Source organism: Pediococcus acidilactici (genome assembly GCF_016127815.1).
Taxonomy (GTDB): Bacteria; Bacillota; Bacilli; order Lactobacillales; family Lactobacillaceae; genus Pediococcus; species Pediococcus acidilactici.
This window is the reverse complement of sequence record NZ_CP066046.1, coordinates 1,876,175-1,889,556: the sequence shown is the minus strand read 5'-3', so window position 1 is coordinate 1,889,556 and position 13,382 is coordinate 1,876,175. Positions and strand designations below refer to the sequence as shown.

Below are 13,382 nucleotides of genomic sequence, written 5' to 3'. Positions count from 1 at the left end.
CTGCTTAAAGTACACTTTAAGTCAAGGAGGATTTTCCATGAAAATTAATGAAGTTGCTAAAATGTTTAACGTTTCTACTTCCACCCTGCGTTATTACGAAAGCGAGGGACTACTCGGCCCAATTAATCGCGTTAATGGCGTTCGAGAATTTACCAAAAAAGATTTAGAAAGACTGGATTTCATTATTTGCACTAAAAATTGTGGAATGACCATTACTGAAATTAAAAACTTTATTCAACTTTACCAAAGGGGAAACGAAACTATCCCCAGCCGTCTAGCCATCTTAAAAAGACAGTTATCCAAGTCCGAAAAGCAATTACGCACACTTCAACAATCCATTGACCATCTAAAAGATAAGATTGTAGATGTTCAAAATTTGTCGGCAACTGCAGATAAACAAAACCTCAGAAATTAAGTCATGGCTATAATTTCTGAGGTTTTAAATTTATTGTATTTTTTGCCTAGAAGTACCATTCTGCCCAATCCTAGCTAATATCAGTAGATTTAATAGAGCAACCACTACAGTAATGAATATTATTTCGGTAGCATTTTTCAACTGCAATGTGCCTCCCCAACCTAGCAAGATAAAGCCTATTATCCAGCACACCCGTCTACTTCCAATCTTAAAGCTTACTTCGTTGTAAATACCGCCTAGGAGGATTCCAACGTAAAACAGCAATAATCCCGTATATAGGCATCCAACGCTAAAAATTAGGTTAGCATTAGTGCTATGGATAAACTTAATTGCCACCGTAATTAAACTTAACCCAAATAAAATGAAGTAATGTAGGTAAATTAATCGATTCCCCGTTTCCCTACCTTGCTTTTCTTCAATTAGATCGCTAAATTCTGTAGCATATGTCATGAAAAGTAGTGCCACTAGCACAAATAATAAGAGTGAATAAGGCGAAACCGTCCGTTGGGTGAAATATTCTGCTATTCCTACAATCATTTCTCCGAACATAATAATAATTAAAGCCGTGGCCCGTTCAAGTAAGTGCGAAAAAATAATTGGTCGGCGTACGGTTAATTTACCAGTAAAGCTTGGTGCAATCCAACTAATCATGATTCCCAGTAACGCGGCTAGTAGTCCTAGTTGGTTTTGAACAGCAGCCCCGATGGTTAACGCTAAGGTCCTCGTAGCTAAGATTCCGCTGAAGGCTAAGGTAATTTGTTTATCTGCATTCTGAGTCGTTTTTAAATACACAATTACGTATTGCATGGTTTGGGTCAAAGACAACAACGCAGCTGCGCCAAAAAAAGGTGTCAGTTGATGATTAAACGTACTTGAAAAAGAGTTTGACATATACAAAACCACGGCCATATTAATAAAAATAAATAATTTATTTGACCAAGAATCGTTGCCATAACGGTTGATAAAGACAGTTTGAATCATCCAAGAATTGATAAATAAAATTACCACTAAAGCAAAAATAGAAAAAGTGCTTAATCCAATTACTCCATTATGTAAATGATGAATTAGACCTGTGGCTTGCGATATCATGTATACAAAAACCAAGTCATAAAAGAGCTCAATTAATGATACTTTTTTAGTAACTAAATCATTCATCGTTCTTTAAGATTGTCCTTTCGTCTTTTGTTAGCATTTACCATTATACCCTAAACATTTAGTGCGCTTAACTTCCCACAATAAATGGGCATGTTCTAATAGGATAATGAAGACGACGAGCCTCCTTAAGGGTATTTTTATTAATTACTATGTAGATATCAAAAACGATCAAATACTTCATAAAAATAGTTAGCTAAATTTTGGTATTTCCCTTTGAAGCAAAAATTTTTAAAGCATATAATAACTCCACTTCATGAAAGAGAGGATACGCTGTTTCAGCTTAGAATTTACACAATTAACAACAATAAAAACGCAGATATTTATTTAGATAAGCATTGGAAGAGACATCTGGTGAGCCTTCCTAAACACGGCATCACCGTTCACAATGTATATAAAGAAGTCGGCACCGATGGGGAATGCCGAATTTTCGCCTTGGTTTCTTCTACCAGGGATCTCAGCGCACAGAATAAAGAATATATGGACAGCAAGGACTTCGTCGAGGATATGGCAGGTTTCGACATGTCCGCAATTAAGAGCGTTCAGGAGATTAACTTAGATAAGAAGTATTAAAAAATAAACTTTTAAAACCTTCTATTTAGCATTTATGCATGAGGGTTATCAAAGAAACCATTTCGTTTGACGACGAATTGGTTTTTTATTTTATGTGGAAATTCAATAAAAACACTATTTTAACAATTTAGTAAATCTGAATTAGTTTAATTAGCTTGGAACTCATCAAAATAGTTTCGTGTGACCTTGATTTTGTAGAATTTCTATCAACTATATTAAATACAACGTTGTATTTAATAATACAACGTTGTATAATAATTCCGAAAACGTTTTCATAAATTCCATTTCAAGGAGTATTCAAAATTATGGCAATAAATAGCTTACCAACACGCCCAGTTATCATTAGTACCGATCCTGGTATCGATGACGCCGTCGCAATCTCTCTAGCACTTTTTAGTGATGATATAGATGTTAAACTAATCTGCCCCATCGCAGGTAATGTGGACCTAAAAAAACAACCTATAATGTCCAAAGATTACTAACTTTTTTAGAAAAAGAGGTTCCTGTAGTTCCCGGAAGCTCATCCCCGCTTCTTCGAGTAAGTAAAGATGCTAGCAACGTTCATGGAGAGTCCGGTATGGATGGCTTTAATTTTCCAAATCCTACTATTACACCCGTTGTAACAAAAACTGCAGTACAAGCAATGCATGAAACTGTTTTAACTAGTTCTACTCCCGTGACTTTAGTAGGAATCGGTCCCTTAACTGATATTGCTCTTTATCTTCATCTTTATCCTCAAGATAAAGAACGTATTCATGAAATTGTATTGATGGGCGGTGCACTAGGCAGAGGCAACTTTGGTGTTTTATCAGAATTCAATTTTGGTGTTGATCCTGAAGCTGCAAAAATAGTTTTTAATAGCAATATCTCAATTCGTATGGCACCTATGGAAATAGGCCGTCAAGCCAAAATAATGCCTAATACTTCTGAAAAAATCAAAAGTCTTGGAAAAATTGGCGAAATGTTTTATTCACTTTTTGCTCATTACCGTGGGGGCAGTTTTAGTAAGGGCTTGAATATGTACGATGTTCTCGCTTTAGGATTGATATTGAAGCCAGAAATGTTTGAAATAGAACCTACTTACGTTTCTATAGAAACCCAAGGGACTCTAACGGGTGGTGCTTCATTAATTGACCTTAAAGGATATCTTGGTAAAGAATCAAACGCAAAGGTAGCAACCGAAGTCGATGCTGAGCAATTTGAAAAGTGGTTTACCGAAATGGTAGCTAAAACAATATAGGAGGCGAGCTTATGCATGCAATATTAATTTCTGTCATTGGTATCATAGCTATTAGCATTTTAGTTTATATGCTACTTAAAAAAAATGATATTAAAATGATTCTTTTATCACTAGGCCTGATTTTAATGTACATTGCTATATTATTAGGCAATGAGCTGAAAGTCACTCAATCCACTGGAACAAATTTATTAAATCCATTTCAAGCTATTGTGGATCAATTTTCAGCAACTTTAGTGGGTCCAGGGTTTGTTATCTTAATTTTAGGTGGTTATAGTGCTTACATGAACCATATAGGCGCTAATCAAGTTACTGTCCATGCGCTTACCAAGCCTATCACTAAAATTAAATCTATTTACTTATTAGCTCCGATCGTATTTCTTATTGGGAATTTACTTTCACTAGTGATTCCCAGCGCTTCAAACTTAGCAATTATACTTCTTGCAACCTTATATCCTGTATTACGTTCTGCAGGTATGTCACGACTAACCGCAGCAGCTATCATCGGGACTTCAGCTACTATTGTGCCTACGCCTTTGGGTGCAGACAATGTCGCAATCGCATCCCAATTCCACATGTCTGTAACCAATTATGTTTTTCAAAAACATGCTTTAGTATCTATCCCCACTTTATTAGCGATTACTATAGTTCACTATTTATGGCAAAAATACCAAGACAAAAAACACCCTGAAGAGTTGTCATACTCCTCAGAACTTTCTCAAAATAAAGAACAAGACGTAACCCAGGCGGCAAGAATAAATTATAAGGGTTTTAAAGCCTTTGTTTATGGTCTCTTACCTCTTCTACCTATCGTATTACTGTTAATCGTCTTCTTCACTAATATATTCGCTCACACTACATTAAATATCAGCGTTCAACTAGTTAGTTTACTTAGTTTTGTTATTGCTGTGCTTGTCGAAATAATTAATAAAAAACAACCTCAAACTGTTTTAAAAGAAACTAGCGCCTTCTTTGAAGGTATGGGTGGAGTAATGAGTATTGTAGCGTTATTAGTTTCTGCACAAGTATTTGTGCAAGGATTAACCTCAATAGGAATAATTGATTTAATTCAGAAAACTATGCAAACTATGAATAGTTCAGGCATTATTTTGCCAGTAATTATGGTCGTTTTTACAGCAATCATTGTTTTATTAAGTGGAAGCGGAACTGCCTTGCTTTATGCGATGATTCCTCTGTTATTACCTCTATCAAAAGCAGCAGGTATTTCTCCCATTGCTTTATCAATTCCCATGCAATTAGCTGGAAATCTATTACGAGCAATTTCTCCTGTCGCAGCGGTTATTTTAATAGTTGCAGGGACTACAAAACTTTCACCAGTAAAAATTGTCAAACGCACATCGGTTCCCATGGCTTTTGGAGTAATCATGATGCTTATTATGTCGTTACTAATTTTTTAGGTAGATGCCCATGCAAAATCTAGCTACACTCCGACCAGCATATATAAAGGACTTGCCCATACTAGTTAGCCTTTTACAAGATGCAAAAGAACAAATGCGTTCAGAAAATGTTACTCAATGGGATGACCATTATCCAAATATTGCAATACTAAATAAGGATATTGAAAATCATTCTCTTTACTTACTTGGTCCCGATAATATCGCCGCAATTAGTATTACTCAAAAGGGTAAGGATTGGCATTTACATCGATTAATGGTTCATTCTTCAGTAAAGGGGCAGGGAATAGCAAAACGGATACTCCTAAATATCATTCAAAATGGTTATCATAACAGTGTAGATAATATATGGATATCAACTAACCATAGTAATTTGCCCATGATACACATTCTAAATAGTTTAGGCTTTTGCTTCTCCCATAAAACCAAACTTTTTGGAAGAGAAAAATACGGATATTTCTTCATTTACACCTATAATCTTAAAAGGAAAATGTTAAGATAATAGATGGATTGAGCAGCTAATTAATCCGAATATTGGTCATATATTTATGATTAATATTCGGATTAATTTTTAATTCCCATCTAAATCTAAAGGACGGAGGCTTCGTCTAAACATGCATCAACCAGCAAAGTATGTTCAAGTGTATAACAAAATACTCAAAATGATTGAGCAAGGTCAATTAGTTTCCGGAGAAAAACTTCCTTCTGAAGAGATCCTCACTAAAGAGTTTGACGTTAGTCGTGTCACTCTTAGAACTGCATTATCTCTTCTTAAAGAAGACGGCTTTATTACTAGTATTCATGGAAAAGGACATTATATAAGTAACACTAGTTCTTTTAACAACCAACAGTTAGAAACTTTTGTTTCCCCTATTTTAACTACTTTAACGACTACGATAGATAGTCGTGAAACTTATTATCATAAAAATGCTTCTAGTGCTTTCACCGATCAATTATTTGGTGTAAAAAATCACCCCTACCTCACCCTCAACATTTGGTACAAGAGCGGTGAAAATAACGTTGCCAATAATCTAGCAATCGTTATGCCAGAAACTATCGAAAAATTCACTGTTGATCTTAACAATTCAAAAAGCATTGTAAAATTTCTAGAAAATGATGTTTATAATGTAGCTTCTAGTTCCACTTTAACTTTAGCGGTTTCAGAACGACATCCATCCACATTTCGCCGTAAATTTATTAATGACTCACCGCTTATGCTAATCACAGAAGATATATTCGATATACACGGTGATCGATTAATCCAAAATAAATATTACATACCAAGCACCTTATTCCGTGCTGAAATGGTTCGACACCCTACTGATTTACCATAAATCATTATGCAGTTGAGCTCTTCAAGCTAAACAGGTCCTAGTCATCGAGTTACAGTAAACTATTCGATTAACTAGAACCTTTTTTAATTCTCCTCCCTTCAAAAGTTCGTCTAGCGTTATTTCCAGGCATTCGCTAATTTTTACTAAAACATCCAAGTTGGGATAACTTAATCCATTCTCCCACCGCGAAACCGTCTGTCGCGTGACAAATAACCGGTCCGCTAAAGCCTGTTGAGTAATTTGAAGTTCTTTTCTACGTTTTTTCAACACCTTCGAAAATTCCATCACGTCCTCCTTTATTTCCAGATTAATAAAGAAAGCGCCAAATGTAACGCGATTATCGTGTTACATCCGCCGCTTCTAGCCCTAATTACTATTTTTCCTTGCTTAAATCCTGATTAATATCAATGACAATTTTTCCCCGTGCATGCCCTTTTCTAGAATAATCTAAAGCTGCCTGAGTCTGTTTAAAGGTAAAAGTTGAGTCAATAATGGGTTTCAATTTGTTTTCTTCAACTAACTGGGTGATTTGGGCTAACATTTTGCCATCCGGGCGCATAAACCAAAAACTGTAATCCGCCTTCGCTTGGCGCGCTAGTTTAGTTATTTTGTGGGAAGCAATCGCAAACAACGCTTGCTTCCAACGCGGTAATCCGTAACTACGGGCAAATTTAGCATCTGGAATTCCCGAAATTGTGACCACTTTACCGCCTGGTTTAACCACCTTAAAAGCATTCTCCAAATTCTGGCCACCCAACGTGTCAAAAACGTAATCATAATCCCTTAACTTTTCTGCAAAGTTTTCCTTACGATAATCAATCACGTGATCTGCGCCGAGCTCCTTAACAAACGCGACGTTTTTGGTACTGGTAGTAGTCGCAACTTCCGCACCCGCTAGTTTGGCCAACTGAATTGCTACTGTGCCAATTCCGCCAGAACCAGCTTGAATTAAAACCCGGTCGCCAGGCTTAATTTGCATTGCTTCATGTAGCACTTGGTAGCTAGTCAACGCCACTAAAGGTAGGCTGGCCGCCTCTTCAAAAGTTAAATTCTGCGGTTTTAAGGCAAGATCACCTTCATTGACCACTAGGTAGTTCGTAAAAGTCCCCATCCGGTCCTTTTGCACCCTACCGTAAACGTAATCCCCCACTTGGTAGTTTTTAACGTTTGAACCCACTTTAACCACTTTCCCAGAAAAATCACTACCAACTCTCAACGGCATTTTGTACTTCAGAATTAACTTCAATTTACCTTCAATTATCTTTAAATCGACCGGATTTACACTCGCGGCAACTACCTCAACCAAAACATCATTATTCTGAACTTCAGGAATTGCGCGTTCAACAAGATTTACTTCGGATTGTCCATATTGGTTAATTTCTGCTACTAAGTTTTGTTTTTTCATAAATTTTAACTCTCCCGATTGGTTTATTTTTTTAAACCATTACTTTTTGCAGTATCTTACCTTGTCTTTTTAAAGACGTCAAGTCCTTCAACTTAAACCTTTTATTTGACTTAGTTCATTAGGCGTGGTTAAATGGTTTAAAAATATGAACCATTAGGAGCTTTCAAATGGACAACCTAAATCAAATCAAAACCGAATTTTCTAATTTGAGTGACTTCTTAATTGCGATCGGCGACGAAAAACGACAGGCCATTATTATGGCTTTACTTGCCGAAAATGCCTGCCAGGGGTTACGCGCAAGTGAATTAACCTCGGTGACAAAGCTTTCCCGCCCCGCAGTTTCGCACCACCTTAAAATCCTTCGTGAGGCCCATTTAATTAAGTACCAGCGAGTAGGCACGAAGAATTATTATTATTTGTCGCACCAAATTAAAGAAATTGAGCAGTTACAAAATTTGCTGACCCACATCAACGATTGTATTAATGAAGGAGATTAATTATGCAGAAAGTTTTAGTAGTACTTACCAACGTTGATCATTACCAGGGAACCACTGACCTTACGGGACTTTGGCTGGGAGAAGCTGCAGAATTTGTTGATGAAGTGACGCAGGCAGGCATTGAAGTGGATTACGTCAGCCCGCAAGGTGGATTTGTTCCGCTTGATCCGCGAAGCATGAAGTATGCCGACTCTGCAATTCTTAAAATCTACGAGTCGGCAGATTTTAAAAAACGGGCGTTGACGGCATCCCTAGCCCCTCAAGACGTTAACCCTGCCGATTATTCTGCAATTTATTACACCGGCGGTCACGGCGTGATGTGGGACTTTCCAGATAATTCTGAACTTCAGAAAATAGCCATGGCAATTTATCATCACCATGGCTACATCAGCTCCGTTTGTCACGGAATTGCAGGGTTACTCAATCTTAAGGAAGATGGTCAATACTTGATTAACGGGAAAAACATTACCGGCTTTACGACCAGTGAGGAAATCCTTGCCGGAAAAAAATCCGTAGTTCCCTTCCTTAATAAAAAGGCGGCCGAAGATCACGGCGCCCATTTTCGCCAAAAGTTAGCTTACCGAAAATATGCTATCCAAGACAGTCGTTTAATTACCGGACAAAATCCATTTTCTGTTCGAGCGGTAGCCAAGAAATTGATTGCTGCGTTGAAAAAACCTGCTGCTTTATAAACGGGTAAATAAAGCGGAAACTAAAAAAATCCGTTTTAAAAACGGAAATTTTTTGAAAATCCATTTTATTATGTTGAGTTTAATGGAGCTAAAATTCAGCTCTGTCTGCTTAACCCAAAATCGACCATTGTGCCAAATCCAGGCATAATGGTCAATTTTTGTTAATTCTCAAAAACTGCCCAATTTTTATCCCACTATCTTTGCCGTTACTACAATTCCACCACCCGGTACACAAACCCAACCGCTTCAATAAACTTAAACAAGTCGGTAGTGGCTAAAAAGATGGTCTGCTCGTTGGTATTGGGATGGAAACTCATCCGTTGCTCATCGACAATGTCCTTATCAAAGTAAACCTGGACACCCCTTTCAACGTTATTTAATAGACCAAACGGGGAAACTATCCCCGGAGCCAACTTCATTTTTTTCATTAAACTGGCGGACGAAGCAAGGTGGAGACGTTTTTCATCCACGATTTCCGCAAACTTATGCATGTCTAAATGCTTTTGGTCATCCATAATTAATAAATAGTACGCGGATTTTCGGCGATTAGTTAAAAACATTGATTTCGTGCGAACTCCCGAAATCCCCTTAATATAACTATCCGCTTCTGCGGTGGTCATTGCCGGCGGATAATTGACAATTTCAAACGGAATGTTGAGTTCGGTTAACTTGGCTTGGACTGGCTGACTTGCTTCCATTGATAGACCTCCTATTTTTAACCTCAAACTAAATAACTTCTTAAACTTTGTCCCTTCTAGCTAGCTGCGTATACTTCTTTACAAACTCGGTCTTGGCAGCCGTATAGCCATCACGATCGTGTTCATAAGGCTTCCAAAGCGCCAATTTCAATTCTTCATACTGGTGGGCAATTTCGGGATGATTATTTAGGTAATCCCGAAAATATATTTCATCATTATCTCCAGGCACCCGCAAATGAAGGTGAAAAACTCGTTCGGCAAAACCTTGGGGCAGGTATCCCTTATTAAAATCACTCCGGTTTTCCCGTTGCGCCATGCAAATGTAGTCGTTTTGTTCCAAAATTTCTTTAATCGCTGCATGACTGGCGCGAGGGGCTTCCACTAAAATATCGACAATGGGTTTGGCCCAAATATTAGCAATTGCCGTACTTCCTACGTGGCTAATTACCGCGTTGGCCGGGAGCAGCTGCTTTAAACGCCATTCTTCTTCTGCATACCAAGTTTTCCATTTTGGTTGAGGGGCAACCAGCTGGATGGGAAAAAGCTGCCACAGTTCTTCTAACGATAAATCGGATAGCGAATCACTCATCGTCATCATCCTCCCGTACTTGCATGTAATGCGCCAACTGCTCGGGCATGTGTCGTGGTCCCCGAACGGTGGTGACCCCGTACTGTTTTAAAACGGGGAGCGCGAATTGGGTTTTGTCATACTGCCTTATCAAATGAATCCGCATTGCCTTATTCATTTTAATATTGGCATCCCGGTAATTTTGCGGGATGTTAACTTCCACAGCCAAACACTTGTACCTAATTGCCGAAATCGGCGACGTTACGTAAAGGTACACCAGGTCGTTCACCTTAATATTACTGGTCTGTTTCCAAATGATGGTGCTATTTTCGCGAAACGCCTGATCCACATCAAAATATTTAGGATTAGCAGGGACAATCCATTTTTGGCCTACGTGCGCATGACTATCAAACGTAAAACATTGGTCGGCAATTGATTTTAAAAGTGCTACATAGGTTTCACGAACCTTACCCGCGAACTCTCCAGCCACGTATTTTGCTCGGAAATTGGTATATTCATCGCCAAACGCTAAATCAAAAATGTGCCCCGTAACTTGTCCAGTGGGGGCTACGCTAATTTTTACCGAAAAATCACCATTGATAATTTTCCTGGTAAAAACTAGTTGACCGTCTTTTTCTTGAAAACCATACTTTAGCAACCGTTGCTTAACCGGTTTCAAGTTTCCTAAAATCTCATCTTCGATTTCCAAAGATTTTTCCTCCATACATTTTCGTTGTTCTTCAAGTCCAATTTAACACAACCTGTTCGGAATAATAGAGCTCACCTAAATAATTATGTACGGGTTGCTTACTTAACCAAAAAGTTACCCAGCACCACTCCCCTGATTGACACTCCCATAGGCTTATCCAGCCATCTATTTTCTTCAAAATACTTTTCTAGCTCTGAGAAATCATCGTTACTTTATTAAATCTTTCATCACTAATTCTTTCGGGATATTTATAGCTACTAATCGTTACAAGCATAAAAATCGCTATTAAAATTAGTACCCCTTATAATTAAGAAAAACCCAGTATTATCATATTTCTTTAAGATTGGTAAGAATAGTGTAATAATTAATTGTTGGTGTTTTTTTGAACTTCAATTGTACTTAATAATTAAGTTAAATTAAGGAGAAGCTTATGCCATTATTCGCGTGTTTTCTGGATTTTTTAGCTCTCGGAACTTACTTCATCCAGTTAAATCATCCTAGTAACCCAATTTACGTAGTGGGAACCGTCATTCAAATAATTATTACGGTTGGCTTATTATTAATCGCAATCGGTTACCGGGGACCACGCTTTACCGCTTGGCGACCGGCAGGTTTTAGTTATCTCACGATTCGCTACGGCATCATTATTATGTCGCTGGTGATCAATGGATTAGTTTTATTCCTATACGGATTAAATTTATCTGGAATTAATCCCGTTATTTTCACCGACTTTTAAATAACGACGTCCAACGATCTGAAGACTTAAAAAGCTGGTATTAATTTTAAATTTACTCGAGGGGGAGAATTTTATGGTAACTGCATACAAGAAATTCTGGAATAATTTATTTGATTTTTCTGGTACCGCAAAACGTGCCGAATATTGGTGGCCAGTAATTATTAACTACATCATCGGCGGTTTAGCAGTTAGTATCATCACAAATTTAATGGGACATCCCATCGATGATATTTATAACTGGCAGGACTTGAGCACTAACGTAGTGGTACAAATCGTTACCTTAATCGTTTGGGTAGGAACCTTATCACTTAAGTTCCGTCGTTTGCACGACACGGATCGTTCCGGGTGGTGGGTCTTAATTGACCTAATTCCGCTAATTGGAACAATCTGGTTCTTCATTTTAATGATCTTACCATCTAAGCCTAACCGCTGGGATGGGCAACGCGCATAATTGAACTTCAATATTCTATTTTAAAAACGAGACTTAGGGAATTTTTCCCTGGGTCTCGTTTTAGTTTGTTGAATATAGCTTAATCTACAAAAGTGATTTGGGCTACCCGTACTACTAGGTGCGTGCCGTACCGGAAACTGTCAGCAAGTATTTTTAGCTCATCTGAACTTTGTTGAAAATCCACGGATTGCCCATTATCCAACCAAACAATTTGCTTAATTTTTCGTTGGGGCATCTGCCCTTGAAAGATAATTTCTTGTGCCTGTTCGCCACCCAGCACCACGTTATGGTTCCCGATGTTCTGCAAGCCAGTAACAAACAAATAGTCACCTTTAATGAAGTTTTTATTATTATTTTCAGCGATATACGTTGGATGAGTTCCGTTAGCGGTGGCTGTGATTGCCGTTCCATTAACTCGCATCCATTTGCCGACCAATTCAAGAAGCGCCTGACTTGGTAAATCAATTGAACCGTCGAATTGAGGCCCGATATTAATTAGTAAGTTGGCTCCTACTTTACGAGATTGACAAATTTGTTCAATTAATTGGCGAGCAGCCACATAATCTAAATCATTTTCTGCGTTGCCCCAATGGCGGTTAAGCGTCATCGAAGTTTCTGCAGCAAAGTACCGGCCGTGCTGCTCATGTTTGATATTTTGTGGATTACCACGCTCAAAAGTTAGGACATCCACGGCCTCGCCTTGATTAACCCCCTGCTGTTCTAGGCCCGTGTTATTGGTGATCATTGCTTGCGGTTGAAGTTGGCGAATCTCGCTGTATAACTGGTCCGTCTGCCAATCTGCATCCGGTTTGTCCCAATTACCGTCAAACCAAAAACCACCAATTTCTCCGTAATTCGTTGCCAAAAGTCGAATTAGCTGCCGTAACTCTGCAAGGTATCCCGGAAAGTCCGCAGTATATTTAAGATTATGCCAATCATAGGTGGCAAAGTACAAAAACGGAGCGATTCCTTGTCGGTGGCATTCATCAACAAAGATCTTAATGACATCTGCTTTAAAAGGCGTGTGCATGCTGTCAAATTCAGAAATTCCCTTAGTGTCAAACAGACAAAAACCGTCGTGATGCTTGGCCGTTAACACGATGTACTTAAAACCATTTTGTTTTGCCAGGGTAACCCACTGTCGAATTTTCTTAGGATCGGGATTAAAATGCGTAAAGGCTTGCGAGTAATTTGGAACCTCTAAAATATTTTGCGCCCATTCACCTTCCGCAAAGTGCGCATAGAGACCCCAGTGAATAAATAACCCTAAACCCATCTTTTCAAAATTTAAAATCTTGTCTTCTACCATCATTAAATTTACCTCAATAAAAATTCCCGTTCCAGCTGTCTTGATAGATTAACCGGTTTAAAAATGGCCTTATAGTTTAGTTAATCGTTGAAAGCGAGAACGGGAACGTATTTTTATTAGCTTATTGAATAACTGCGTTAAATTCATTTTTAAACTAATTCTGAAGTTCAATTGAACCTCAAATTCAACCT

16 protein-coding genes and 1 pseudogene are annotated in these 13,382 nt (G+C 38.2%); 10 read left to right on the top strand and 7 right to left on the bottom strand.

Annotation, left to right across the window (positions count from 1 at the left end):
• The first annotated feature begins 37 nt into the window (after nt 1-37).
• The gene (locus tag I6H64_RS09215; protein ID WP_008841509.1) at nt 38-415 is read left to right on the top strand and encodes a MerR family transcriptional regulator; all 378 of its coding nucleotides are present in this window, start codon (nt 38-40) and stop codon (nt 413-415) included.
• A 30-nt stretch (nt 416-445) separates the two neighbouring features.
• Here the strand turns inward: I6H64_RS09215 and I6H64_RS09210 are convergent, their stop codons facing one another.
• Entirely contained in the window at nt 446-1,504 is a 1,059-nt protein-coding gene (locus I6H64_RS09210; protein WP_232623506.1) for a low temperature requirement protein A, read from the bottom strand.
• A 417-nt stretch (nt 1,505-1,921) separates the two neighbouring features.
• Here I6H64_RS09210 and I6H64_RS09205 point away from each other — a divergent pair, with 417 nt between their 5' ends.
• The 5 genes and pseudogenes from I6H64_RS09205 to I6H64_RS09185 all read left to right on the top strand — a co-directional run bounded on the left by I6H64_RS09205 (nt 1,922) and on the right by I6H64_RS09185 (nt 6,126).
• A complete protein-coding gene (locus I6H64_RS09205; protein WP_008841507.1) occupies nt 1,922-2,140 on the top strand; it encodes a hypothetical protein in 219 nt (72 codons plus the stop codon).
• 305 nt (nt 2,141-2,445) lie between these two features.
• Nucleotides 2,446-3,380, top strand: a pseudogene (gene rihC, locus I6H64_RS09200) (ribonucleoside hydrolase RihC).
• A gap of 11 nt (nt 3,381-3,391) precedes the next feature.
• Nucleotides 3,392-4,795, top strand: a complete 1,404-nt coding sequence (gene dcuC, locus I6H64_RS09195; protein ID WP_008841505.1) for a C4-dicarboxylate transporter DcuC — start codon at nt 3,392-3,394, stop codon at nt 4,793-4,795.
• A 10-nt stretch (nt 4,796-4,805) separates the two neighbouring features.
• Complete coding sequence (locus tag I6H64_RS09190; RefSeq protein WP_052017560.1) at nt 4,806-5,294, top strand: GNAT family N-acetyltransferase; 489 nt, start codon at nt 4,806-4,808, stop codon at nt 5,292-5,294.
• Between the two features lie 112 nt (nt 5,295-5,406).
• Nucleotides 5,407-6,126 (top strand): winged helix-turn-helix domain-containing protein, encoded by a 720-nt coding sequence (locus tag I6H64_RS09185; RefSeq protein ID WP_056985124.1) that lies wholly within the window; start codon nt 5,407-5,409, stop codon nt 6,124-6,126.
• Between the two features lie 21 nt (nt 6,127-6,147).
• Here I6H64_RS09185 and I6H64_RS09180 read toward each other — a convergent pair whose 3' ends face one another.
• Nucleotides 6,148-6,411 carry a helix-turn-helix domain-containing protein gene (locus I6H64_RS09180; protein WP_066027137.1) on the bottom strand — a complete coding sequence of 88 codons (264 nt, stop codon included), beginning with the start codon at nt 6,409-6,411 and terminating at the stop codon, nt 6,148-6,150.
• A gap of 88 nt (nt 6,412-6,499) precedes the next feature.
• Nucleotides 6,500-7,531, bottom strand: coding sequence for an NADP-dependent oxidoreductase (locus I6H64_RS09175; RefSeq protein ID WP_008841503.1), 1,032 nt, complete (start codon nt 7,529-7,531; stop codon nt 6,500-6,502).
• Between the two features lie 167 nt (nt 7,532-7,698).
• Here I6H64_RS09175 and I6H64_RS09170 point away from each other — a divergent pair, with 167 nt between their 5' ends.
• Together I6H64_RS09170 and I6H64_RS09165 are read left to right on the top strand one after the other, a co-directional pair.
• Nucleotides 7,699-8,028, top strand: coding sequence for an ArsR/SmtB family transcription factor (locus tag I6H64_RS09170; protein ID WP_008841502.1), 330 nt, complete (start codon nt 7,699-7,701; stop codon nt 8,026-8,028).
• A gap of 2 nt (nt 8,029-8,030) precedes the next feature.
• Complete coding sequence (locus tag I6H64_RS09165; protein ID WP_008841501.1) at nt 8,031-8,720, top strand: type 1 glutamine amidotransferase domain-containing protein; 690 nt, start codon at nt 8,031-8,033, stop codon at nt 8,718-8,720.
• A gap of 209 nt (nt 8,721-8,929) precedes the next feature.
• Here I6H64_RS09165 and I6H64_RS09160 read toward each other — a convergent pair whose 3' ends face one another.
• The 3 genes from I6H64_RS09160 to I6H64_RS09150 are packed head-to-tail and all read right to left on the bottom strand — an operon-like array spanning nt 8,930 to nt 10,695.
• Nucleotides 8,930-9,418 carry a prolyl-tRNA synthetase associated domain-containing protein gene (locus I6H64_RS09160; RefSeq protein ID WP_008841500.1) on the bottom strand — a complete coding sequence of 163 codons (489 nt, stop codon included), beginning with the start codon at nt 9,416-9,418 and terminating at the stop codon, nt 8,930-8,932.
• Between the two features lie 40 nt (nt 9,419-9,458).
• Entirely contained in the window at nt 9,459-10,007 is a 549-nt protein-coding gene (locus tag I6H64_RS09155; RefSeq protein ID WP_056985122.1) for a GrpB family protein, read from the bottom strand.
• Nucleotides 10,000-10,695 (bottom strand): MmcQ protein, encoded by a 696-nt coding sequence (locus I6H64_RS09150; protein ID WP_232623505.1) that lies wholly within the window; start codon nt 10,693-10,695, stop codon nt 10,000-10,002. The genes I6H64_RS09155 and I6H64_RS09150 overlap by 8 nt, the downstream gene beginning before the upstream one ends.
• A gap of 430 nt (nt 10,696-11,125) precedes the next feature.
• Here I6H64_RS09150 and I6H64_RS09145 point away from each other — a divergent pair, with 430 nt between their 5' ends.
• Together I6H64_RS09145 and I6H64_RS09140 are read left to right on the top strand one after the other, a co-directional pair.
• On the top strand, nt 11,126-11,431 hold the full coding sequence (locus tag I6H64_RS09145) for a hypothetical protein (protein ID WP_024862802.1): 306 nt from the start codon (nt 11,126-11,128) through the stop codon (nt 11,429-11,431).
• 73 nt (nt 11,432-11,504) lie between these two features.
• Nucleotides 11,505-11,882 carry a DUF805 domain-containing protein gene (locus I6H64_RS09140; protein WP_008841496.1) on the top strand — a complete coding sequence of 126 codons (378 nt, stop codon included), beginning with the start codon at nt 11,505-11,507 and terminating at the stop codon, nt 11,880-11,882.
• A 79-nt stretch (nt 11,883-11,961) separates the two neighbouring features.
• On the opposite strand, the gene I6H64_RS09135 is transcribed toward I6H64_RS09140, so the two are convergent.
• Nucleotides 11,962-13,194 carry an alpha-L-fucosidase gene (locus I6H64_RS09135; RefSeq protein WP_036685318.1) on the bottom strand — a complete coding sequence of 411 codons (1,233 nt, stop codon included), beginning with the start codon at nt 13,192-13,194 and terminating at the stop codon, nt 11,962-11,964.
• Between the last annotated feature and the right edge of the window lie 188 nt (nt 13,195-13,382).

Bases quoted from the DNA above. Each gene is read 5' to 3' on its own strand.
- dcuC (WP_008841505.1), top strand. From the start codon at position 3,392: ATGCATGCAATATTAATTTCTGTCATTGGTATCATAGCTATTAGCATT.
- I6H64_RS09165 (WP_008841501.1), top strand. From the start codon at position 8,031: ATGCAGAAAGTTTTAGTAGTACTTACCAACGTTGATCATTACCAGGGA.
- I6H64_RS09135 (WP_036685318.1), bottom strand. From the start codon at position 13,194: ATGATGGTAGAAGACAAGATTTTAAATTTTGAAAAGATGGGTTTAGGG.
- I6H64_RS09180 (WP_066027137.1), bottom strand. From the start codon at position 6,411: ATGGAATTTTCGAAGGTGTTGAAAAAACGTAGAAAAGAACTTCAAATT.
- I6H64_RS09140 (WP_008841496.1), top strand. From the start codon at position 11,505: ATGGTAACTGCATACAAGAAATTCTGGAATAATTTATTTGATTTTTCT.
- I6H64_RS09170 (WP_008841502.1), top strand. From the start codon at position 7,699: ATGGACAACCTAAATCAAATCAAAACCGAATTTTCTAATTTGAGTGAC.
- I6H64_RS09210 (WP_232623506.1), bottom strand. From the start codon at position 1,504: ATGATATCGCAAGCCACAGGTCTAATTCATCATTTACATAATGGAGTA.
- I6H64_RS09160 (WP_008841500.1), bottom strand. From the start codon at position 9,418: ATGGAAGCAAGTCAGCCAGTCCAAGCCAAGTTAACCGAACTCAACATT.
- I6H64_RS09155 (WP_056985122.1), bottom strand. From the start codon at position 10,007: ATGAGTGATTCGCTATCCGATTTATCGTTAGAAGAACTGTGGCAGCTT.
- I6H64_RS09185 (WP_056985124.1), top strand. From the start codon at position 5,407: ATGCATCAACCAGCAAAGTATGTTCAAGTGTATAACAAAATACTCAAA.
- I6H64_RS09175 (WP_008841503.1), bottom strand. From the start codon at position 7,531: ATGAAAAAACAAAACTTAGTAGCAGAAATTAACCAATATGGACAATCC.
- I6H64_RS09215 (WP_008841509.1), top strand. From the start codon at position 38: ATGAAAATTAATGAAGTTGCTAAAATGTTTAACGTTTCTACTTCCACC.
- I6H64_RS09145 (WP_024862802.1), top strand. From the start codon at position 11,126: ATGCCATTATTCGCGTGTTTTCTGGATTTTTTAGCTCTCGGAACTTAC.
- I6H64_RS09190 (WP_052017560.1), top strand. From the start codon at position 4,806: ATGCAAAATCTAGCTACACTCCGACCAGCATATATAAAGGACTTGCCC.